The sequence below is a fragment of the Streptomyces sp. NPDC026659 genome, assembly GCF_040638245.1.
Lineage (GTDB): Bacteria > Actinomycetota > Actinomycetes > Streptomycetales > Streptomycetaceae > Streptomyces.
This window is the reverse complement of sequence record NZ_JBEZXY010000003.1, coordinates 215317-238066: the sequence shown is the minus strand read 5'-3', so window position 1 is coordinate 238066 and position 22750 is coordinate 215317. Positions and strand designations below refer to the sequence as shown.

17 protein-coding genes are annotated in these 22750 nt (G+C 69.2%); 7 read left to right on the top strand and 10 right to left on the bottom strand.

Annotated elements, in window-relative coordinates; genetic code table 11:
* Nucleotides 1–22 precede the first annotated feature (22 nt).
* The 3 genes from AB0E91_RS09965 to AB0E91_RS09955 form a co-directional block, all read right to left on the bottom strand.
* On the bottom strand, nucleotides 23–1744 hold the full coding sequence (locus AB0E91_RS09965) for a protein kinase family protein (RefSeq protein ID WP_361777926.1): 1722 nt from the start codon (nucleotides 1742–1744) through the stop codon (nucleotides 23–25).
* Between the two features lie 117 nt (nucleotides 1745–1861).
* Nucleotides 1862–4126, bottom strand: a complete 2265-nt coding sequence (gene murJ / locus AB0E91_RS09960; protein ID WP_361777923.1) for a murein biosynthesis integral membrane protein MurJ — start codon at nucleotides 4124–4126, stop codon at nucleotides 1862–1864.
* A gap of 46 nt (nucleotides 4127–4172) precedes the next feature.
* Nucleotides 4173–6539, bottom strand: coding sequence for a DUF6049 family protein (locus AB0E91_RS09955; protein ID WP_361777920.1), 2367 nt, complete (start codon nucleotides 6537–6539; stop codon nucleotides 4173–4175).
* Nucleotides 6540–6790: 251 nt separating this feature from the next.
* Between AB0E91_RS09955 and AB0E91_RS09950 the strand changes: the two genes are divergently transcribed.
* On the top strand, nucleotides 6791–8257 hold the full coding sequence (locus AB0E91_RS09950; protein ID WP_361777917.1) for a CCA tRNA nucleotidyltransferase: 1467 nt from the start codon (nucleotides 6791–6793) through the stop codon (nucleotides 8255–8257).
* Between the two features lie 44 nt (nucleotides 8258–8301).
* Here the strand turns inward: AB0E91_RS09950 and AB0E91_RS09945 are convergent, their stop codons facing one another.
* The 3 genes from AB0E91_RS09945 to AB0E91_RS09935 form a co-directional block, all read right to left on the bottom strand.
* Complete coding sequence (locus AB0E91_RS09945) at nucleotides 8302–9612, bottom strand: MFS transporter (RefSeq protein ID WP_361777914.1); 1311 nt, start codon at nucleotides 9610–9612, stop codon at nucleotides 8302–8304.
* Between the two features lie 95 nt (nucleotides 9613–9707).
* Nucleotides 9708–10790 carry an inositol-3-phosphate synthase gene (locus AB0E91_RS09940; RefSeq protein ID WP_361777911.1) on the bottom strand — a complete coding sequence of 361 codons (1083 nt, stop codon included), beginning with the start codon at nucleotides 10788–10790 and terminating at the stop codon, nucleotides 9708–9710.
* Between the two features lie 44 nt (nucleotides 10791–10834).
* Entirely contained in the window at nucleotides 10835–11518 is a 684-nt protein-coding gene (locus tag AB0E91_RS09935) for a helix-turn-helix transcriptional regulator (RefSeq protein ID WP_361777908.1), read from the bottom strand.
* Nucleotides 11519–11882: 364 nt separating this feature from the next.
* On the opposite strand from AB0E91_RS09935, the gene AB0E91_RS09930 reads away from it, so the two are divergent.
* Together AB0E91_RS09930 and AB0E91_RS09925 are read left to right on the top strand one after the other, a co-directional pair.
* Nucleotides 11883–14564 carry a transglycosylase domain-containing protein gene (locus AB0E91_RS09930; protein ID WP_361777905.1) on the top strand — a complete coding sequence of 894 codons (2682 nt, stop codon included), beginning with the start codon at nucleotides 11883–11885 and terminating at the stop codon, nucleotides 14562–14564.
* Nucleotides 14565–14692: 128 nt separating this feature from the next.
* Nucleotides 14693–16186 carry a glycosyltransferase 87 family protein gene (locus AB0E91_RS09925; protein WP_361777902.1) on the top strand — a complete coding sequence of 498 codons (1494 nt, stop codon included), beginning with the start codon at nucleotides 14693–14695 and terminating at the stop codon, nucleotides 16184–16186.
* Between the two features lie 111 nt (nucleotides 16187–16297).
* Here the strand turns inward: AB0E91_RS09925 and AB0E91_RS09920 are convergent, their stop codons facing one another.
* From AB0E91_RS09920 to AB0E91_RS09910, 3 genes are all read right to left on the bottom strand, one after another.
* A complete protein-coding gene (locus tag AB0E91_RS09920) occupies nucleotides 16298–17329 on the bottom strand; it encodes an alanine racemase (protein ID WP_361777899.1) in 1032 nt (343 codons plus the stop codon).
* Between the two features lie 105 nt (nucleotides 17330–17434).
* Nucleotides 17435–18556: a peptidoglycan bridge formation glycyltransferase FemA/FemB family protein gene (locus AB0E91_RS09915; protein ID WP_161183373.1), complete on the bottom strand. Its 1122-nt coding sequence runs from the start codon at nucleotides 18554–18556 to the stop codon at nucleotides 17435–17437.
* Between the two features lie 193 nt (nucleotides 18557–18749).
* Nucleotides 18750–19067 (bottom strand): hypothetical protein, encoded by a 318-nt coding sequence (locus AB0E91_RS09910; protein WP_361777896.1) that lies wholly within the window; start codon nucleotides 19065–19067, stop codon nucleotides 18750–18752.
* A 278-nt stretch (nucleotides 19068–19345) separates the two neighbouring features.
* Here AB0E91_RS09910 and rpsF point away from each other — a divergent pair, with 278 nt between their 5' ends.
* From rpsF to rplI, 4 genes are all read left to right on the top strand, one after another.
* The gene (rpsF, locus tag AB0E91_RS09905) at nucleotides 19346–19636 is read left to right on the top strand and encodes a 30S ribosomal protein S6 (protein ID WP_003975025.1); all 291 of its coding nucleotides are present in this window, start codon (nucleotides 19346–19348) and stop codon (nucleotides 19634–19636) included.
* Between the two features lie 77 nt (nucleotides 19637–19713).
* Nucleotides 19714–20301, top strand: coding sequence for a single-stranded DNA-binding protein (locus AB0E91_RS09900; protein ID WP_361777892.1), 588 nt, complete (start codon nucleotides 19714–19716; stop codon nucleotides 20299–20301).
* Between the two features lie 41 nt (nucleotides 20302–20342).
* Entirely contained in the window at nucleotides 20343–20579 is a 237-nt protein-coding gene (gene rpsR, locus AB0E91_RS09895; protein ID WP_003949403.1) for a 30S ribosomal protein S18, read from the top strand.
* 18 nt (nucleotides 20580–20597) lie between these two features.
* Nucleotides 20598–21044, top strand: a complete 447-nt coding sequence (rplI, locus tag AB0E91_RS09890) for a 50S ribosomal protein L9 (protein WP_161183376.1) — start codon at nucleotides 20598–20600, stop codon at nucleotides 21042–21044.
* A gap of 155 nt (nucleotides 21045–21199) precedes the next feature.
* Here rplI and AB0E91_RS09885 read toward each other — a convergent pair whose 3' ends face one another.
* Entirely contained in the window at nucleotides 21200–22537 is a 1338-nt protein-coding gene (locus AB0E91_RS09885; RefSeq protein WP_361777889.1) for an MATE family efflux transporter, read from the bottom strand.
* Between the last annotated feature and the right edge of the window lie 213 nt (nucleotides 22538–22750).

The following is a 22750-nucleotide window of genomic DNA, read 5'->3' as shown; positions in this document are numbered from 1 at the left end:
CCCCTCCGGCTCGGACGAGACGTCAGCCCGTGAATCCGACTTCGGTGATGGCCTGCTTGTAGCCCGCCTTCGAGTAGGCGGCCGCGTCGTAACCGGACTGCGGCATGGCGGTCAGCCACACGAGCACATAACGAGTCTTCACCGGCTTGCCGGGCTTGACCGTAGCGGTCGTGCCCGAGGTGGTGACTTGTCCGATTCGCTTCATCGAATCAAGCGACGGGGGTGTCAGCGAGTCGGCCGCGTACAGCTCGACCGTGGTGTGGTCGCCTCCGTAGCGGAGCCCGATGGTGGCCGTGTCGAGTTTCTGGGCCGATCCGAGGTCGTACATGATGCCCACGCCGATCTTGTAGGACGCGATCGAGGGGCCTTCGTTGAAGGACCTGGTCCGCCAGAACGTCGACGTGGTGCCGTCGTAGGTCGTGCCGACGTCGCCGGGGTGCTGGGCGTCGCCCTTGGCGACGAACTCCTGGGCGCCCTGGATCTTTATCGGCTTCGGAGCCGCCTTGTTCGTGTTCTTGTCGCCGCTGTCCTGCGTCTGGGTGTTGTCGGTGTCCTTCGGCTTCTCGCCCCGGCCCATCAACGCCTCCGCCAACTGCCAGCTGCCGAGACCGAGCGCGGCGATGAGGAGGGCGGAGACCGCCCACTTCAGTGCCTTGCCGGTGCGGCTCTGCAGCGGAGGGGGCGGCGGCGCGAGCGGCTGGGTGACGCCGGGACCGGCCGGAGGACGCCCGTACGTGCCCTGCTGGTACGTGGTGCGCTGATACTCCGGCGGGGCCGTGAACGCGGGCTCCGGCGGGCGGATGCGGGGCATCTCGCCGATGGCCTTGACCAGTTCCTCCGGCGTGGTGCACGGAGACTCGTGCCGGGAGGCGGTGGCACCGTCGTTGACGAGGGCTCGCATCGCGAGCTCGGAGAGCCCCCGGTGGACGCCCGCGCGCACCTGGTCGGGTGCGACGAGGCCCACGTCCTTGGGCAGGCCGGTGAGGCCGTAGGCGTCGCTCTCGTAGGGCCAGCGCTGCGTCAGCGCGGCGTACAGCAGTGCGCCGATCGCCTCGGTGTCCGTGCGCTGTGGGGTGTCGGAGGTGATGCCGCGCAGCGCGGCGTTCACGGCCAGCCCGCGGATGCGCCACTGTCCGGTGGAGGTGCGCAGCACGGCGTTGGGGTTCAGCCGCAGATGGGCGAGGCCGTCACGGTGCGCCGCGGCCATGGCGGACGCGATCTGACTGACCATCTGGTAGGCGTCGTGCGGCTCCAGCGGTCCCGTGGCGAGCAGCGCGGTCAGTTCGGTGGCGTCGGGCAGCCATTCGTGCACGACATAGACGAAGTCGTTCTCCTCGACCGCGTCGAGGACCTGGACGAACCGGGGGTCGCCCAGCAGGGCCGCGGCCCGGGCGGCGGCCAGGACGGCACGGGCCCGAGGGTGTTTGGCCGGGAGGATGTGCACGCCGACGGCGCGACGGAGTTTCTCGTCGACCGCGCGCCAGCTGCTGAATCCGTCCAGACGGGTGACACACTCCTCGAGACGGTAGCGTCTGGCGAGCTTGTGACCGCTGTGCAGTTCCAGGGGTGCGGAAATCGTTTCGGTGGCCTCCGTTCCGCTGTTCCCCTGTGCCTCGGCGCTGTCCGTGTCCAGCTCCGGGTTCTTGACCACCCCGTCGGACGTGGACTGGCCCGCCTTCGCGGTCAGCGGCTGCTTGCCGCTGTTGTCTGCCACGTCGACGGCAGCTGTGCTCCGTTCCGCCACCGTCGTCCCTGCCTCCCCATCCGTTGCACGCTGTGCGACGCCGAAAACAATTGTGCCCACAGTCCGCCGCTATGCACGACACGCGGCGACGGACGATGGTTGTGCGCCTACCCCGCCTCAGCGTCCCAGACGCCCGCGGACCATTCCCACGAGCGAGTTGAGTTCTTCGATCCGCATCCTCCTCGCGGCGACGAAGAAGATCCCAAGCAATACCGCACCACCCACCACGAGCGCCACGAAGGAACCGAACACGCCCTGGCCCAGAGTGTGCCCGATGCCGTAGCAGGCCGCACCGCTGAGCAGGGCCGCCGGCACCGAGGCGATGCCCAGCCGCGCGTAGGTCCGCAGCACCCGGGAGCCGTCCAGATCACCGCCGAGGCGCTTGCGCAGCCGCCGCCAGGCGACGCCGACACCGATGGCGTAGGCGAGACCGTACGCGGCCGCCATGCCCGCGACCGCCCAGCGGGACGGCAGCAGAACGAAGCAGAGGACCGAGGCGCCCGCGTTGACCACCGCGACGATGACGGTGTTGTAGAAGGGCGTACGGGTGTCCTCGTACGCGTAGAAGGCGCGCAGAACCACGTACTGCACCGAGTACGGGATCAGGCCGAGGCCGAAGGCCATCAGCATGTAGCCCATGTTGGTGGCCGCGCCGGTGCCCGAGGAGCCGAAGATCAGCGTGCACATCGGGATACCGAGCGCCAGGAAGCCGAAGGCGATGGGCACGATGGCCACGGCCGTCGTCCGCAGGCCCTGCGAGATGTCGTCGCGGACCGCGCCGGCGTCGCCCTCGGCGGCCGAGCGGGAGAGGCGCGGAAGCAGCGCGGCCATCAGGGACACGGTGATGATGGCCTGCGGCAGGCCCCAGATCAGCTGGGCGTTGGCGTAGGCGGCGAAGCCGGTGCCCTTGGCGTCCGAGTCCTCGCCCGCGGCGGTGGACAGCTGGGTCACGATCATCGCGCCGGCCTGGTTGGCGAGCACGAAGAGGACCGTCCACTTGGCGAGCATCGCGGCCTTGCCCAGGCCGTGGCCCTTCCAGTCGAAGCGCGGACGGATCCGGAAGCCCGTCTCCCGCAGGTAGGGGATCATCGCCAGTGCCTGCACGACGAGACCGAGCAGCACACCGATGCCGAGCAGCCGCTGGCCCTCCGGCGGGATGTTGGCGACGGTCATGTGGGAGTTGGCCGAGCTGCCGTAGACCCAGATGAACGTACCGAGCGTCACGATGATGACGATGTTGTTCAGCACCGGGGTCCACATCATCGCGCCGAACTTTCCGCGCGCGTTGAGGATCTGACCCATCACCACGTGGATGCCCATGAAGAAGATCGAGGGCAGGAAGTAGCGGGTGAAGGTGACCGCCACGTCGTTGGCCGCCGGGTTGGTCGCGACCGAGTCCGACAGCAGGCGCACCAGGAACGGAGCGGCGAACAGCGCGGCGCCCGTGAGCACGGCGAGTGCCACCATCACAAGGGTCAGCAGCCGGTTGGCGAACGCCTCGCCGCCGTCCTCGTCCTCCTTCATGGCCCGCACCAGCTGGGGCACGAACACGGAGTTCAGACCGCCGCCGACGGTGAGGATGTAGATCATCGTGGGCAGCTGATAGGCGACCTGGAAGGAGTCGCCGAGGAAGCCCAGGCCCAGCGCGGAGACGATCAGCGCGGAGCGGACGAAGCCGGTGAGGCGGGAGACCATCGTGCCGGCCGCCATGACGGCGCTGGAGCTGAGCAGGCCGCCCTTCTTGGCCGGGGCCGGGGCGGGGGCCGGGGAAGTCTCCACGGGTCCCGAGGGCCCGGGTACCGGGGCGGGCGGCTGGAGGCGGTTCCCGGGCGCGGGCGGCTGCGGAGCGCCCGGTCCGGCGGGGCTCGGCGCCGAGGGCCCGGAGGCGGTCCGCGCACCCTTCGCCGCGGAGGCGCCGCCGTGCTGCTGGTCCTTCAGCAGATGCGCGAAGGCGTCCGGCTCGTGGTACTCCTCGCCCGAGTGCGAGACCAGGTCGTCCACGCCCACGAACTGGGTCGTGCGCGGGTTGTCGCCGTACGGCAGATGCTGGGTGGCGTCGCCGTCCGGCTCGGGCGCCGGGGTGTTGGCCCACACCCGGGGGTCGGGCGCGTACGGCGACTGCGAGGGCTGGGCGTACAGCGGCTGCTGCCGCTCGTAGCTGCCCGGCGGGGGCGGCGGGTGCGCGGCGCGGTCGTAGAGCGCCTCGGCGACCGGGTCCTGGGCGGACAGCTCGCGCTCCCGGTAGGGGTCGCGGTCGTAGGCGTCCTGGAGGTACATGTCGGTCGCGGGCTGCGGCGGCACCTGGCCCGGCTCGGGCGACGTCTCGGGGTGGCCCGAGCCGGCGGCGCCCTGGCCACGGTCACCGTCGTACGGCGCGTTCATGGTTACCCCACCTCATCGTCCCGGGCCACACCGGCCACGACATCGCTCAACGGTCCACTCTCTCACCCGTGCCGGACGGGTCGGCGCTTTCCGGTGCGGTGTCCGGTGCAGGGTCACTCGGCTGGTCCGGCGCGTCCGCCCCGGAAGGGGAGGCGGACTCCGTCGCGGGGCGGTCATCGGGGATGCCGGGCTGCTCCGGCTCGTCTTCCGTGCCGTCCTCGGCCGCGTCCTCCTGCTCGGCCCGGCGGGCCGCCGCGCGCTTGCGCTGGGTGTACATCCGGAACCCGGCGAGCACCAGCAGGAGCACACCGCCGCCGATGACCAGCATCACCGTGGGCGTGACCTCGGTGACCTTCACGTCGAAGCTGACGGGGTCGCCGTATTCCGTGCCGTCCTCGGTGTACAGCTGCGCGATCACTCCGACGCGGCCGTTGGCGTTGGCCGAGGTGGTGAACTTGACGGACTGGCTGTGGCCGCCGGAGACGTCGACGGGCTGCTCGTAGTACGCCTTGCCGCCGATCTTCAGACGGGTCGGCATGGTCGAGGTGAGCCGCAGATACAGGTGGCCGACGGGCTGCACGAGGTTGTTCTGCACGGTGACCGGGATGGTCGCGCTGCGCCCGGAGAGCTTGGTCTCCGACTTGTCGATCAGTTTGACCTGGTCCGCCAGGTCGTCGAGCCAGTTCTCCACGCCGCCCCGGAAGGCGTCACCGTTGGCGCGGTGCCCCCGCCACGACGTGGACATCCCGCGGTTTATGGCCCGCCCGAACGGCGTGACCACACGGGACTGGTCCGTGAGGACCACCTGGAAGTTGTCCAGCTTGTCCTGCGTGCGCGCGATCTGCTCGAAGGCCGACTTCGGCAGCTCCTGCCTGCGCAGCGAGGCGGGGTAGGCGGACGTGGAGGGAATGCGCGTGGTGGCGTTGGGGTCGGGCTTGGCCTTGGCCGCCGCGCTCAGCCCCTGTGCCTCGGACCAGGTGCCGCCCTGGAGCGCCGTCAGCGCCGTCGCCATGGCCTGGGCCTGGCTCGCGGTCGGCATCCGCTGAGGAGCGATCACGATGCTGCGCTGCTTGTCCGTCTGCGCGTTCACCTCGAGGCTCTGGGCCAGGAACTCCTGCACGGCGAGCGTGGAGGTGTCGGCCCTGGTCAGATCGCCCTCGAAGGCCGTGGACAGCCGGGCGTCGGCGACCACGGCCGTGGTGCCGCCGCCGACCGGGCGGGTGGCGGACGGCGTGTAGGACAGTCCCGAGCTCTCTCGGAGGCTGTCACTGCGGGCGATCACCCGGTCGGCGCCCGCGGAGGTGGCGACCTTCATGATCGACGGGTCCACGGCGCCCTCGACGGGCCAGGCGAAGTCGGTGCTCGGCGTGACATGGAGCACGGTCTTCACGGTCGTGGCGGCGACATCGGTCGCGTCCTTCAGATGGCTGAGCGAGCCGGTGACGCTGGTGCCGGTGTGGGCGAGCGAGGCCAGGTCCGGGTCGCCGAAGGGCAGCGCGACGACTTCCTTGCCCGTGACGGCCTTCTGAAGGTTGGCCAGCCACTGCCGGGCGATGTCCTGGTGCTCACGGGGGCCGGGCGTGGTGGTGCCGCCGGGTGCGTTGATCCGGTAGCCCTTCGCCATGGCCTCCACGGAGGCCAGCAGGTCGGGGTCGATCACCCAGGTGATGTCGAGGCCCTTGCCCAGCTCCACCATCTGCGCGAGCCGGCCGCCCGGCGCGATCTCCTTGGCCAGCTCGTCGTCGCGGAAGACCGGGGTCTGCGACTCGCCCGCGCCGGTTCGCGCGGTCATGCGGACGGAGGAGATCAGCGGCCAAAGGAACGTGGTCCTGGTCGTGGTGTCGGCGTCCGACGGCTGCCAGGGCAGGAAGGTCCGCTCGACACCGAGCATCTGGTCCCAGGGCCGTGCGGGGGTCTGGCCGGACACGGCGACCCCGAACGTGTAGACGCCGTCGCCCTTGAGGTCGAGCTTGTCCACCGGGACGGAGATGCTGAAGTGCTCGGCGATACCGGGGATGAGCTTGGGGAACTTCTCCGCGTACTTGCCGTCGACCTCGGTTCCGGTACCGCCCTGGAGGGAGTGCGGATGCCGGGCGATCGCGTCGACCGCCGAGCGCGTGTTCAACAGCGGGCCCACCCGCAGACCGACGTGGGCGCCGGTCACGGTCTGCTTGCCGTTGTTGGTGACGGTGCCGGTCACGGTCACCGTGTCGCCGTCCGTCGGCGCGCTGGGGCTGAGCGAGTCCAGCTCGACCGAGACCGAGCCCGATGACGCGGCCTGTGCGGGCGACGCGGCGGAAAGCTGGAGCAGCCCGGCCACCAGCGGCGCGCCCGCGAGCAGCGCCCCGGTGCGCCGCAGCCACCGGCGGGCAGGTGAGGCACTGGTCCCCTGGAAGTCTGCCGCCTCGGCCACGCGCTAACCCGTCTCTCGTCGTCAGTGGTCGTCGGAATGTGCGTCCCCGCATGGTAACGATGACGGCTGAGGGGAAGTGCCGCGGACCGCTTCCCAAGATCGGGTACGGCTCCGGCCTGTCCCCTATATCCACTATCAAGCGGAGCAGTGGCGTACGCCGCAAGAAATGCTCCTTGTGCGGTATGCCGGACGGCGTCGGCGCCGGTTAAGGAGGCGCGCCCGGTCGGGCGGGCCACGTACCCTTTTCTGTTGTGCCGAACCCCAACGAAGACAATCCCGCTGCCCTGAGCCAGGTGCAGCAGCGCGCGGTGAGCGAGCTGCTGCGGGTGGCTCCCGTCGCCGACGACCTGGCCCGCCGTTTCAAGGAGGCCGGGTTCTCGCTCGCCCTGGTGGGCGGCTCGGTCCGTGACGCGCTGCTCGGCCGGCTCGGGAACGACCTGGACTTCACCACCGACGCGCGCCCCGAGGACGTCCTGCGGATCGTCCGGCCCTGGGCGGACGCCGTATGGGAGGTCGGGATCGCGTTCGGCACGGTCGGCGCGCAGAAGGACGCCCGGGTCGGCGACACCGACCGTCGCTTCCAGATCGAGATCACCACCTACCGGTCGGAGGCGTACGACCGCACCTCGCGCAAGCCCGAGGTGTCGTACGGCGACTCCATCGAGGAGGACCTGGTCCGCCGCGACTTCACGGTCAACGCGATGGCCGTCGCGCTGCCGGAGAAGGAGTTCATCGACCCGCACGGCGGCCTGGAGGACCTCGCGGCTCGGGTGCTGCGCACTCCCGGCACGCCCGAGGAGTCGTTCTCGGACGACCCGCTGCGCATGATGCGGGCGGCCAGGTTCGCCGCGCAGCTGGACTTCGAGGTGGACCCCGGGGTGATCGCCGCGATGACGGAGATGGCCGGACGCATCGAGATCGTCTCGGCCGAACGCGTCCGGGACGAGCTGAACAAGCTGATCCTCTCCGCCCACCCCCGCAAGGGGCTGACCCTCCTGGTCGACACCGGTCTCGCCGGGCACGTGCTGCCCGAGCTGCCGGCGCTGCGCCTGGAGCGTGACGAGCACCACCGGCACAAGGACGTCTACGACCACACGCTGATCGTGCTGGAGCAGGCGATCGACCTGGAGGAGAACGGCCCCGACCTCGCGCTGCGGCTGGCCGCCCTGCTGCACGACATCGGCAAGCCGCGCACGCGCCGCTTCGAGAAGGACGGCAGGGTCTCCTTCCACCACCACGAGGTGGTCGGCGCGAAGATGACCAAGAAGCGCATGACGGCTCTGAAGTACTCGAACGAGCTGGTCAAGGACGTCTCGCAGCTCGTCGAGCTGCATCTGCGCTTCCACGGCTACGGCACCGGCGAGTGGACGGACTCGGCCGTGCGCCGCTACGTCCGTGACGCGGGCCCCCTGCTGGAGCGCCTGCACAAGCTGACCCGCTCCGACTGCACCACGCGGAACAAGCGCAGGGCCGCCGCGCTGTCCCGGGCCTACGACGGCCTGGAGGAGCGCATCGCCCAGCTTCAGGAGCAGGAGGAGCTGGACGCGATCCGCCCGGACCTCGACGGCAACCAGATCATGGAGATCCTGGGTGTCGGTCCCGGCCCGGTCATCGGTCAGGCGTACAAGTTCCTGCTGGAGCTGCGGCTGGAGAACGGCCCGATGGAGCACGAGGCAGCGGTGGCGTCGCTCAAGGAGTGGTGGGCCGGACAGAGCTGAGGGCGGCCGAGGCTCCGTGTTTCACGTGAAACACGGACCAGGGTTCAGCGGAGGGGCGGTGTTTCACGTGAAACACCGCCCCTCACGCCGTCCGGGCGCCAGGGAGCGCGGTACATCGTCACGGCGACCGTGCCGTAGAGGCAGGCGACGATGACCACGAGCGCCGGTGAGCGGCCGTCCGCCGGGAGTATCAGGGCCGCGACTGCGGCGGCCCCGACGAAGGCGATGTTGAAGAGGACGTCGTAGACGGAGAAGACCCGGCCCCGGAAGCCGTCCTCGACGGACTCCTGCACGATCGTGTCCGTGGCGATCTTGGCGCCCTGAGTGGTCAGGCCCAGCACGAAGGCCGCGATCATCAGGGGGACCGCGGCGAAGGGGAGACCCAGGGACGGCTCCAGCACCGCAGCACCGCCCGCGCACACCGCGATCCAGCGTCCCGGGCCGAGCCGCCCCGCCGCCCAGGGAGTGATCACGGCCGCCGCGAAGAAACCCGCTCCCGACAGTGCCAGGGCCAGTCCGAGCAGGCCGAGGCCCTCCCGCGGGGTCGTGGCGAGGCCGTACCGGCACAGCATGAGCAGCAGGACGAGCAGCGCTCCGTAGCAGAAGCGCATCAGGGCCATCGACGTGAGCGCCCAGGCCGCTTCCCGGCGGGCGGGGGCCGCGAGGTACCGGACGGCCGCGAACAGATCGCGCGCGGTGTCCGCGAGTGCTGCGCGCAGGTGGGGGTGAGCGGGCGCCCGGTCGGGGCCGAGCCGGTCGGGCGCCAGGCTCAGGGCGGTGAGTCCGGCGCACAGATAGAGGACCGCGCCCGTCAGCACCACCGGGGCGTCGGAGTCCGGGCCCGCCATGCGGATGAGGAAGGCGAGCCCGCCGCCCGCGGTCGCGGCGAGTGTCCCGGCGGTCGGGGACAGCGAATTGGCCAGCACCAGACGCTCGGCGTCCACCACACGCGGCAGCGCGGCGGACAGGCCCGCGAGGACGAAACGGTTGACGGCCGTGACGCACAGCGCGGAGGCGTAGAAGAGCCAGCCGGGTGCCCGGGTGACCATCAGTACAGCGGTGGCCGCTGCCAGCAGGGCGCGCAGCGCGTTGCCGTACACGAACACCTGGCGGCGCCGCCAGCGGTCCAGCAGGACCCCGGCGAAGGGGCCGACCAGGGAGTACGGGAGCAGCAGGACCGCCATCGCCGAGGCGATCGCCGCGGCCGAGGTCTGCCGCTCGGGGGAGAAGACGACGTACGTGGCGAGGGCGACCTGGTAGACACCGTCGGCGCCCTGGGAGAGCAGGCGGACACCGAGCAGGCGCCGGAAGTCCCGGACTCGCAGCAACCGGCGCAGATCCTGGGCGACGGGCATGGGAGACAGCCTCACACATGCCGAAGGTCCCCGGGAGATGATCCCGGGGACCTTCCGCGCCCTGGCAGGAGCGTTCTCGTGCGAGCGGGACCGCTTTAGCGCTCGACGTCGCCGCGGATGAACTTCTCGACGTTCTCGCGGGCCTCGTCGTCGAAGTACTGGACCGGCGGGGACTTCATGAAGTACGAGGACGCGGAGAGGATCGGGCCGCCGATGCCGCGGTCCTTGGCGATCTTCGCGGCGCGCAGGGCGTCGATGATGACGCCGGCCGAGTTCGGGGAGTCCCAGACCTCGAGCTTGTACTCCAGGTTCAGCGGGACGTCACCGAAGGCACGGCCCTCGAGGCGGACGTAGGCCCACTTGCGGTCGTCCAGCCAGGCCACGTAGTCGGACGGGCCGATGTGGACGTTCTTCTCGCCGAGGTCCCGGTCGGGGATCTGGGAGGTGACGGCCTGCGTCTTGGAGATCTTCTTGGACTCCAGGCGCTCGCGCTCGAGCATGTTCTTGAAGTCCATGTTGCCGCCGACGTTCAGCTGCATCGTGCGGTCGAGGATCACACCGCGGTCCTCGAACAGCTTCGCCATGACGCGGTGCGTGATGGTGGCGCCGACCTGCGACTTGATGTCGTCACCGACGATCGGGACGCCCGCCTCGGTGAACTTGTCCGCCCACTCCTTGGTGCCCGCGATGAAGACGGGGAGGGCGTTGACGAAGGCGACCTTGGCGTCGATGGCGCACTGGGCGTAGAACTTCGCGGCGGCCTCGGAGCCCACCGGGAGGTAGCAGACCAGCACGTCGACCTGCTTGTCCTTCAGGACCTGGACGACGTCGACCGGCTCGGCGTCCGACTCCTCGATGGTCTCGCGGTAGTACTTGCCGAGGCCGTCGAGGGTGTGGCCGCGCTGCACGGTGACACCGGTGGTGGGCACGTCGCAGATCTTGATGGTGTTGTTCTCGGAGGCGCCGATGGCGTCCGACAGGTCGAGGCCGACCTTCTTGGCGTCGACGTCGAAGGCGGCCACGAACTCGATGTCCCGCACGTGGTAGTCACCGAACTGCACGTGCATCAGGCCGGGGGCCTTGGACGCCGGGTCGGCGTCCTTGTAGTACTCGACGCCCTGCACCAGCGACGCGGCGCAGTTGCCCACGCCGACGACGGCTACGCGAACCGAACCCATTCCGGTTGCTCCCTGTGTGTACGAGTGACGCCCCGAGTGGGTCGTCACGTGGCGGTGTCGCCGGGCGTATCCGTCCCCGGGAGGTCCCTGGGACGGGGCAGGCCGCCCGCCGATCCAGATGTGGTGTCCTGCTGAGCGGACTCCCCGGACTCCGACCCCTTCAGGTCGCGCCCGGCCCGCTCGCTTTCGATGAGCTCGTTCAGCCAGCGCACCTCACGCTCCACGGACTCCATTCCGTGGCGCTGGAGCTCGAGCGTGTAGTCGTCCAGCCGCTCCCGCGTGCGGGCCAGGGAGGAGCGCATCTTCTCCAGACGCTCCTCCAGGCGGCTGCGCCGGCCCTCCAGCACGCGCATCCGTACATCGCGCGAGGTCTGCCCGAAGAAGGCGAACCGCGCGGCGAAGTGCTCGTCCTCGTACGCGTCCGGGCCGGTCTGCGAGAGCAGCTCCTCGAAGTGCTCCTTACCTTCGGCCGTCAGCCGGTAGACGATCTTCGCGCGGCGTCCGGTGAGGGGAGCCGCCAGAGCGTCTTCGCGGGTGTTGCCGGGTTCCTCGATCAACCAGCCGTTCGCGACCAGCGTCTTGAGGCAGGGGTACAGCGTTCCGTAGCTGAAGGCCCGGAACACACCCAGGGATGTATTGAGTCGTTTGCGCAGTTCGTAGCCGTGCATCGGAGACTCGCGCAACAGCCCGAGTACGGCGAACTCAAGGATGCCGGAACGCCGGCTCATGAGCGCCTCCTCTCGGCACACAGCGTCTTTGTCTCGCGCTGATGTATCGACTCGATACATCCCGACGATAGAACGACCTCCGGCATGCGACAAGGGGGCGGATGGTGAACGGGATCACATCACTGATTCGTACGCGGCAAGTTGCCTGATTTGGGGTGAACTTCAAGGATCGCAAGGTTTTGACGGTGCGTAGTCTGTGCGGCATGCACACCACCGGGAACCAAGGGGCGCTTGGGGGGCGTCGTGGTCCCCGGTGCAGTACGGGTGAATGCAGCAACGACCGCATCCGTACTTCGGGGGGACCGGAAACCAGCCGCTGTTTCCAGGCGCGCACGGGTGCGCCTGCCCGAGGAGTAATCGTTCGATGAGCGAGCACCGTCGTAAACCGCCGCCGCCGCAGGGAGGCGGACGTGCCGCGGCCCGACGCGGCCAGCCCGGCCCGTCCTCCGGCCGCCGAGCGGCCCCGAGAGGCGCCACCGAGGCCTCCGCCGACTCCTATGGTGACGAGCCTGCCTACGGCAGTCGCGCCGAAGCGCGCCGCGCGACCCAGAGAGGCGGCGGCCGCCGCCGAGGACCCGACAACACCGGCCCGGGGCGCGGCCGTGGCCGTGCCGCCGCGGCTCCCGCCAGTCCGAGGTTCATCGACTACCCGCGCGCGGGCAAGGACGGCTGGCAGCGCTGGCTGCCGTCGTGGAAGCTCGTGGCCACGGTCTGCGTCGCCTTCTTCGGAAGCCTGGTGGCCGTTACGGGCATCGGGTACGCGATGGTCGCCGTACCGGACATCGCGAAGACCGCCAACGCGCAGAACAACGTCTATGAGTGGTCCGACGGTTCCGTGATGGTCGCGACCGGCGGTGAGATCAACCGGCAGAACCTCAACTACGCCCAGATCCCCGCGGAGATGCGGTACGCCGTGATCTCTCAGGAGAACAAGACCTTCGAGACCGACAGCGGCGTCGACCCCAAGGGCATCGCGCGCGCCTTCGTCAACATGGCCCGGGGCGGTCAGACGCAGGGTGGCTCCACCATCACCCAGCAGTTCGTCAAGAACGCCATGCTGAACGACCAGTCACAGACGATCTCCCGCAAGTTCAAGGAGATCCTCGTCGCCGTCAAGGTCGGCGCCACGATGCGCAAAGAAGACGTGATGGCCGGCTACCTGAACTCCGCGTACTACGGCCGCGGTGCCTACGGAATCCAGGCCGCCGCGCGGGCGTACTTCGACAAGGACGCCAAAAATCTCAACGCGGGTGAGTGCGCGTTCCTCGCGGCGATGCTCAAGGGCGCCACGTACTACGACCCGGCGGGCGCGGTCTCGATCGACCCGGCCGCAACGTCCGCTGCCAACACCGCGAGGGCGACGCGGCAGATGCAGGACACGCTCAGCAAGATGGTCGAGTACAACCATCTGAGCGCGGCCGAGCGGAGCAAGTACACGAAGCTCCCCACGGTGCAGAGCCCGCACGCGAACGGTCAGCTGAGTGGGCAGATCGGCTACCTGGTCGATCTGGCCAAGGGCTACCTGATCTCCCACAAGGAGACCGGGGTCACCGCGGACAAGCTCCAGCAGGGCGGCTACACGATCCGGACGACCTTCGACAAGAAGAAGGTCGGTCAGCTCGAGAAGGCTGTCGAGACCGTCCGGAAGGCGAACATCAAGCCCGAGCTGCGTAAGGACACCGACAAGTACGTCCAGTTCGGTGGGGCGTCCGTCGATCCGAAGTCGGGTGCCATCAAGGCCATTTACGGTGGCGAGGACTGGACCAAGCACTTCACGGACAACGCGGACGCCACCGGCGCCCAGGTGGGTTCGACGTTCAAGCCCTTCGTGCTGGCGGCGGCGATGAAGTGGGGTGTGCGGAACCCGGACGGCGCTGAGGAACAGCCGCAGGACGAGCGCACCAAGGCTTCCTGGAAGAGCCTGTACAGCGGCAAGAACAAGCTCAAGATCAAGGAGTACAACGGCAGGGTCTGGACCGACAAGGAGGGCAAGGAGTGGCTCCAGGCCAACGACGGTGACGAGTCGAAGGGCGATGCTCCCGACTACAAGATCGATCTGCGGTACGCCATGCGGTTCTCGGTCAACTCCGCCTTCGTCCAGCTGGGCATGGACGTGGGACTGGACAAGGTGAAGCAGAGCGCCCTGGACGCGGGTGTCCTGGAGAACAGCCTGGCCAGCTCCAACTTCCCGTCGTTCTCCATCGGCACCTCGGACCCCAGCGCGATCCGCATGGCCGGCGCGTACGCGACCTTCGCGGCCAGCGGCACGCAGCGGGACCCGTACTCCGTGTCCCAGGTCAGTGGCAAGGACGGGGTCATCTACACCCACAAGACCAAGTCCAAGGACGCCTTCACGTCGGACGTGGCCGACAACGTCACCGACGTGCTGAAGACCGTGGTCGACAAGGGCACGGGTACCGCTGCTCGGCTGCCCGGCCGTGACGTGGCCGGCAAGACCGGTACCACCGACGGCAACAAGTCGGCCTGGTTCGTCGGGTACACCCCCCAGCTGTCCACCGCGATCAGCATGTTCCGGATGGACGACCAGGCGAAGCCCAAGGACCGCAAGTTCCTGGAAATGTACGGGACCGGTGGGCAGAAAGAGATCCACGGCGCCTCGTTCCCCGCCCAGATCTGGCACGACTACATGATCGAGGCGCTGCAGAACGAGCCGAAGGTGAAGTTCCCGACCCCGGTTCCCTACGGCAAGGCGCTCAACGTCGCACCGAGCCCCGCGCCCGTCCCGTCGGCCACGCAGACCCCGACCACGAGCCCGTCGCCGAGCCCGTCGCCGAGCGAGTCCGAGCTGGAGCCGTCGCCGTCGGCCACCATCACCTGTGGCTTCTTCGGCTGCCGTGACGGTGGCAATGGCAACGGCGGCAATGGCAATAACAACGGTGGCAATGGCAACGGCGGTAACGACACCGGCGGCCTCAACGGTGGCACCGACACCGGCGGAGCCGGTGACCCCAGCCCGAGTACCTCAGCCACGGAAACCACAGGTACGGGTACCACCAGAGGCTTCTTCGGAGGTCAGGACGGCTAGCTCGTCCGAATGACCGGTTGTACCCCTGATAGCCGGTACGCCTGTTTCACGTGAAACATGGGCCGCCGCACCTGCGAGGTGCGGCGGCCCTCGGCGTTTACCGGGGTACGTACGGCAGGATGTGCCCCATGCCCAGTGCTGAAACGACGCCCGTGCGCGTGGCCGAGCCGGAGACGGTACGACCGACCCGGGAGGACGAGATCGCCGCGGCCGGCAGTGAGCTGATCGGCGGCCCGGTCGGGCGGCGTGCCCTGCTCGGAACGTCCTGGTGGACACCGGTCAGGGTCGTCGCCCTCGTGGCGATCGGCATGTTCGCCCTCGGCCTCGTCCAGAAGGCGCCCTGCTACAACGGTGCCTGGTTCTTCGGGGCCAGCTCGCAGTACACGCACGCCTGCTACTCGGACATCCCGCACCTCTACCAGGGGCGCGGCTTCGCCGACGGGCTCGTGCCGTACTTCGACAAACTCCCGGGGGACATGGATTACCTCGAATACCCGGTCCTGACCGGCGTGTTCATGGAAGTCGCCGCCTGGCTCACCCCGGGCAGCGGCGGCATCCAGCAGCAGGAGCAGTGGTACTGGTTCGTCAACGCCGCGATGCTGATGATCTGCGCCGCGGTCATCGCCGTGTGTGTGGCCCGTACGCACCGGCGACGCCCCTGGGACGGTCTGCTGGTCGCCCTGGCGCCCGCCTTCGCTTTGACCGCCACCATCAACTGGGACCTGCTGGCGGTGGCCCTGACCGCCGCCGCGATGCTCATGTGGTCGCGAAGCCGTCCGGTCGCCTTCGGTGTGCTGCTCGGGCTCGCCACGGCCGCCAAGCTCTACCCCGTCTTCCTGCTCGGACCACTGCTCGTGCTGTGCTGGCGGGCCGGTAAATGGCGGGCGTTCTTCCAGGCGGCGGGCGGCGCGGTGGTCGCCTGGCTCGTGGTGAACCTGCCGGTGATGTTGTTCGCCTTCCCCGGCTGGTCGAAGTTCTACACGTTCAGCCACGACCGGTCCGTCGACTTCGGCTCGTTCTGGCTGATCTGGGCGCAGAACTCCAGCAACCCGCCCAGCATCGACTTCGTCAACACGACGGCCAGCGCACTGGTCGTGCTGTCCTTCGTCGGGATCGCGGCGCTGGCGTTCTTCGCCCCGCGCCGTCCGCGTTTCGCGCAGCTGGCCTTCCTGATGGTGGCCGCCTTCATCCTCACCAACAAGGTCTACTCCCCGCAGTACGTCCTGTGGCTGGTGCCGCTGGCCGTGCTGGCCCGGCCCAAGTGGCGGGACTTCCTCGTGTGGCAGGCGTGCGAGGTGGCGTACTTCCTCGGCATCTGGATGTACCTCGCGTACACGACCAGTGGAGACGCCCACAAGGGGCTGCCCACGAACGGCTACCACTGGGCGATCGCCCTGCACCTGCTGGGCACGCTGTACCTGTGCGCCGTGGTCGTCCGGGACATCCTCATGCCGGAGCGGGACGTGGTGCGCAGGGCCGGGGACGACGATCCCTCGGGCGGGGTCCTCGACGGCGCGCCGGACGTGTTCGTCCTGGGCGGCGCCGCGCAGGACCGGCGGGCCGCCGAACCCGCCGAGGCGCTCCGGCTGGAATGGGGAGTGCCGGGCGAGCCCACGTCCTGAGCGGGCTCACCGCGGGCGCACACCCGTCCCGGCCCGGCCCGGGAGGCCGGACATGAGAAAGGCCGTGTACGAGCTGCTCGTACACGGCCTTTTCCGCTTGCGCGGCGTGCTCTAGCGGTCGACGATCCGGTCGAACTGCGTGGTGGTGTGCCGCAGGTGGGCCACCAGTTCGTCACCGACCTGCGGCTCGGGGGCGTCCGACGGCACGAACAGGATCGACACCTGCATGTGCGGCGGCTCGGCGAACCACCGCTGCTTGCCGCCCCAGACGAACGGGGCCAGGTTCCGGTTCACCGTGGCGAGGCCGGCCCGTGCGACGCCCTTGGCGCGCGGCATGACGCCGTGCAGCGCCTTCGGGGCCTCCAGGCCCACTCCGTGCGACGTACCGCCCGCCACGACCACCAGATAGCCGTCGGAGGCCGCCTTCTGCTGCCGGTAGCCGAAGCGGTCGCCCTTGGCCACGCGCGTGACGTCCAGGACGGCGCCGCGGTACTCGGTGGCGTCGTGGTCCCCCAGCCACAGCCGCGTGCCGATCCGCGCGCGGAACCGGGTCTGCGGGAACTGCTGCTGGAGCCGGGCGAGTTCCTCGGCCTTGAGGTGGCTGACGAACATGGTGTGCAGCGGCAGCCGGGCCGCGCGCAGCCGGTCCAGCCAGCCGATGACCTCGTCGACCGCGTCGGTGCCGTCGGTGCGGTCCAGCGGGAGGTGGATGGCGAAGCCCTCCAGGCGGACGTTCTCGATGGCCTGGTGCAGCTGCGGCAGGTCCTGCTCGCTGATGCCGTGCCGCTTCATCGAGGACATCACCTCGATGACGACACGGGCGCCCACGAGGCCGTACACGCCGTCGACGGACGACACCGACCGCACCACGCGGTCCGGCAGCGGCACCGGCTCCTCGCCGCGCCGGTACGGCGTCAGGACGAGCAGGTCGCCGCTGAACCAGTCCTTGATGCGCGCGGCCTCGTACGTGGTGCCGACGGCGAGGATGTCGGAGCCCAGCCGGGTGGCCTCCTCCGCCAGCCGGTCGTGCCCGAAGCCGTAGCCGTTGCCCTTGCAGACCGGGACGAGTCCCGGGAACTGCTCCTGCACGTGCTTGTGGTGCGCCCGCCAGCGCGCGGTGTCGACGTAGAGCGTGAGCGCCATGGCCGGACCGGAACCTTTCTCGTGGCTGGGGTGGATCAGGGGGTGGGAGCCGTGCGGCCGGTGAAGGCCGCTCGCTCGAAGGCTATGGAATCAAAGGTCCGCTGCTCAGCGGCGCGACATGTAGATGTCGAGAGCCTTGTGGAGCAGCTTGTTCAGCGGGAAGTCCCACTCGCCCAGGTACTCGGCCGCCTGGCCGCCCGTGCCGACCTTGAACTGGATCAGGCCGAACAGGTGGTCCGTCTCGTCCAGCGAGTCGGAGATGCCGCGCAGGTCGTAGACGGTGCCGCCGAGCGCGTAGGCGTCGCGCAGCATGCGCCACTGCATGGCGTTGGAGGGTCGGACCTCACGGCCGATGTTGTCGGAGGCGCCGTAGGAGTACCAGACGTGGCCGCCGACGATCAGCATGGTCGCCGCCGACAGGTTCACGCCGTTGTGGCGGGCGAAGTACAGCCGCATCCGGTTGGGGTCCTCGGTGTTGAGGGCCGTCCACATGCGCTGGAAGTACGACAGCGGGCGCGGCCGGAAGTGGTCGCGCACCGCGGTGATCTCGTACAGCCGCTGCCACTCCGCCAGGTCCTGGTAGCCGCCCTGGACGACCTCGACACCGGCCTTCTCGGCCTTCTTGATGTTGCGGCGCCACAGCTGGTTGAAGTTCTTGTGGACCTCTTCCAGGGAGCGGTTGGCGAGCGGCACCTGGAAGACGTAGCGGGGCTGCACGTCGCCGAAGCCGGCGCCGCCGTCCTCGCCCTGCTGCCAGCCCATGCGGCGCAGCTTGTCGGACACCTCGAAGGCGCGCGGCTCGATGAAGTCGGCCTCCATGTCGCGCAGGCGCTTCACGTCCGGGCTCTGGATGCCCTTCTTGATGGTCTCCGAGTTCCAGCGGCGGATGATCACCGGCGGGCCCATCTTCACGGAGAACGCGCCCTGGTGCTTGAGATGGGCCAGCATCGGCTGGAGCCACTCCTCCAGGTTCGGCGCGAACCAGTTGATGACCGGTCCCTCGGGGAGGTAGGCGAGGTAGCGCTTGATCTTGGGCAGCTGGCGGTAGAGGACCAGGCCGGCGCCGACCATCTCGCCGGTGCGCTCGTCGAACCAGCCGAGGCTCTCCGAGCGCCACTCGGCCTTCACATCTGCCCATGCCGGGACCTGCATGTGGCTAGCCGCCGGCAGGCTCTGGATATAGGCCAGATGCTGCTCGCGGCTGATGGTCCTCAGGGTCAGGCTCATGTCGGGGCGCTCCTCGGGCTGGTGTGTCCCCATGGGTACAGGGGCTCCGGCTCTCGCGCCGAAGCCTACTGCCCGGTGCGAGCGCCCCGACTGGGGCGTACGGCACCACCTTCCCGGCCTGTGGCCGGGAAGGTGCCCCCGGGTGTCTTCGTGGATGTGGTGCGGGGGTGCTGTGCGCGGGGTGGCGGGTGGGTCAGCTGCCGATCAAGCCGCCGAACAGGCCGCCGTTCGCCATGCCGATCAGGAAGCCGATGCCGGAGGCGCCGAGCCCCACGACCAGGCCGAAGCGCTCGCGCGTGGTCACCGAGATCCACTGTCCGTACGCGCCGCCGACGATCCCCACCAGGCCGGCCCATGAGGCGAGCAGGTGGAGGCCGGTGAAGAAGGACGTGATGAAGGAGAGCAGTCCGAGGACCAGCGTCGCCACCGTCAGGGTGTCCTGAAGCGGATGGGGCTTTCCGTCGGTGGCGAAGAGGGAGCCGGCGATGTTCGGGAACGATGCCTGTGCCATGTGGGCACCTCCTGCGGATAGCGGCGGCGCACTGTAGCGCCTTACACACCCGATGTGTACAGATTGGCTGCCCCCACGGCCTGATTTCAACCGGAAGCCGGTGTGCGGGTACTCTGTAACGTCTGCACCGGTGTCTGCCCGCACCTTTCCAGGTCACTGCGCGGAACTTCCTTCGAAGCCTCCGACTGTCAGTGGCGGCCGATACCGTTGCGCACGCATCACGACCCTCCTGCCACGGAACGACCGTGGCCGCTGAGTCCAAAGGAGGTGGGTTCCACATGCGTCACTACGAGGTGATGGTCATCCTCGACCCCGATCTCGAGGAGCGTTCGGTCTCCCCGCTGATCGAGAACTTCCTCTCTGTCGTCCGCGATGGCGGCGGCAAGGTGGAGAAGGTCGACACCTGGGGCCGTCGTCGTCTGTCGTACGAGATCAAGAAGAAGCCCGAGGGCATCTACTCGGTCATCGACCTGCAGGCCGAGCCTGCGGTCGTCAAGGAGCTCGACCGCCAGATGAACCTGAACGAGTCGGTCCTCCGGACCAAGGTCCTCCGCCCCGAGATGCACTGAGCCCTCGGCTCAGCTGATCTCGGGATTCGAGTAGCAACCAAGCAGCCAGAGCAGCAATCCCGCCGAGAGGTTCCCCCATGGCAGGCGAGACCGTCATCACGGTCGTCGGCAATCTTGTCGACGACCCCGAGCTGCGCTTCACCCAGTCCGGTGCGGCGGTCGCGAAGTTCCGCGTCGCGTCCACTCCCCGCACCTTCGACCGGCAGACCAACGAGTGGAAGGACGGCGAGAGCCTGTTCCTGACCTGCTCGGTCTGGCGTCAGGCGGCGGAGAACGTCGCGGAGTCCCTCCAGCGCGGTATGCGCGTCATCGTGCAGGGCCGACTGAAGCAGCGGTCCTACGACGACCGTGAGGGCGTCAAGCGCACGGTCTTCGAGCTGGACGTCGAGGAGGTCGGCCCCAGCCTGCGCAGCGCGACGGCCAAGGTCACCAAGACCTCCGGTGGCGGTGGCGGCGGCGGCGCACGCGGCGGCCAGGGCGGATACGGCGGCGGCGGTGGCGGCGGCTGGGGCGGTGGCTCCGGCGGCAACCAGGGCGGCGCTCCTGCCGACGACCCGTGGGCTTCCGGCGCTCCTGCCGGTGGCAACCAGGGTGGCGGCGGCTGGGGCGGTGGCTCCGGTGGCTCCGGCGGCGGCGGTGGCTACTCGGACGAGCCCCCCTTCTAGGGGCTCGCATCCCCACTTCTTGATCACACAGGAGAAACACCATGGCGAAGCCGCCTGTGCGCAAGCCTAAGAAGAAGGTCTGCGCTTTCTGCAAGGACAAGGTCACGTACGTGGACTACAAGGACACGAACATGCTGCGGAAGTTCATTTCCGACCGCGGCAAGATCCGTGCCCGCCGCGTGACCGGCAACTGCACGCAGCACCAGCGTGACGTCGCCACGGCCGTGAAGAACAGCCGTGAGATGGCGCTGCTGCCCTACACGTCCACCGCGCGATAAGGGAAGGGTGACCGAAACATGAAGATCATCCTCACCCACGAGGTCTCTGGCCTCGGTGCCGCCGGCGATGTCGTCGACGTCAAGGACGGTTACGCCCGCAACTACCTGATCCCGCGGAAGTTCGCTATCCGCTGGACCAAGGGTGGCGAGCAGGACGTGGCGCAGATCCGCCGCGCCCGCAAGATCCACGAGATCCAGACCATCGAGCAGGCCAACCAGATCAAGGCCCAGCTCGAGGGTGTGAAGGTCCGTCTGGCCGTTCGCTCCGGCGACGCCGGTCGTCTCTTCGGTTCCGTCACCCCGGCCGACGTCGCTTCCGCGATCAAGGCTTCCGGTGGCCCCGAGGTCGACAAGCGCCGCGTCGAGCTGTCCGCCCCGATCAAGACCCTGGGCTCCCACGAGACCTCGGTGCGTCTGCACCCCGAGGTTTCCGCCAAGGTCAGCGTCGAGGTTGTCGCGGCCTGACGCCGTGCGCAGCTGAACAGCTGAGAGAGGGGCCGTCCCACTGGGGCGGCCCCTCTTCGCGTTCGTCCCGGGAGCGAGGAAGCGTCGGTCGCCGACTGCCGAGTGCCGACGCGGCATGTTTCACGTGAAACCGGGACAACGGCGGCTTGCCCGCGTCAGCGGCTCGCGCCCGTCACGATCCACTTGCCCGAGCGCGCCCGCAGCCACAGGGTGAGCAGGCGGACCGTCATCATCAGGGTCATGGCTGCCCACAGCGCGGTCAGCCCGCCGCCCATGACGGGCACGAGTAGCGCCACCGGCGTGAACACGGCCAGCGTGATCACCATCGCCCAGGCCAGGTAGGGTCCGTCCCCCGCGCCCATCAGGACGCCGTCCAGGACGAAGACGATCCCGCAGATCGGCTCGGAGAGCGCCACCATCAGCAGGGCGGGGAGCGCGACGTCCCGTACGACGGAATCGCCGGTGAACAGCGGCAGGAACAGCGGCCGGGCGGCCACGACGAGCACACCGAGGACGACACCGGCCGCGATGCCCCACTGGACCATGCGGCGGCAGGCCTCACGCGCGCCCCGGGCGTCGGCGGCACCGAGATACCGGCCGATGATCGCCTGCCCGGCGATCGCGATCGCGTCCAGCGCGAAGGCCAGCAGGCTCCACAGGGACAGGACGATCTGGTGGGCGGCGATGTCGGCGTCGCCGAGGCGGGCCGCCATCGCTGTGACGATCATGAGGATCGCCCGCAGGGACAGCGTGCGGACCAGGAGCGGAACGCCCGCCTGGGCCGACGCCCTGATGCCGGCGAGGTCCGGCCACAGCGACGCCTTGTGCTGCCGCGCTCCGCGCACGACCACGAGGAGATAGACAGCCGCCATGCCCCACTGGGCGATGACCGTGCCCCAGGCCGAGCCTGCGATCCCGAGCCCGGCCGGGTAGACGAGCAGCGCGTTGAGGACGGCGTTGGCGACGAAGCCCCCGACGGCGACATACAGCGGGGTCCTGGTGTTCTGCAGACCGCGCAGTACGCCCGTGGCGGCCAGGACCGTGAGCATGGCCGGGATGCCCAGTGTCGAGATGCGCAGATAGGTGGTGGCGTAGGGCGCCGCCGTGGCGGAGGCACCGAAGAGGTGCACGATGTCGGGTGCCAGCGGCAGGACCACGGCGATGACCGCTACGCCGATGAGCAGGGCCAGCCAGATCCCGTCCATGCCCTGGCGCAGGGCCGCCGGTAGATCGCCGGCGCCGACGCGCCGGGACACCGCTGCCGTGGTGGCGTAGGCGAGGAAGACGAACACGCTCACGGCGGTCGTGAGGAGCGCGGTCGCGACGCCGAGACCGGCGAGCTGAGCCGTGCCCAGGTGGCCGACGATCGCGCTGTCGGCCATGACGAACAGCGGCTCGGCGACGAGCGCGCCGAAGGCCGGAACCGCCAGGGCGACGATCTCTCGGTCGTGCCGCCGACGGGTGGCCCGGGGGATCGCTGGAGCCTGTGTCATGGGCGCCAATGTATCCGTCCACAGGTAAGCGATGCAATTGGCGTGTGGCCCTTACATTGGGTCGTGGATCGCGTACGTTCGCGCGTTGTTCGAGGTGATCTTGGTCCGGCTGGGGAGTTTTTTGTTCTGCACAGCCAGCGGGCAGCAAAGGTGCAGGTCAGAGTCGTCATGCTGGAGGAATCGAGGTCTTGTTCACAGGACTGTCCACCGGGT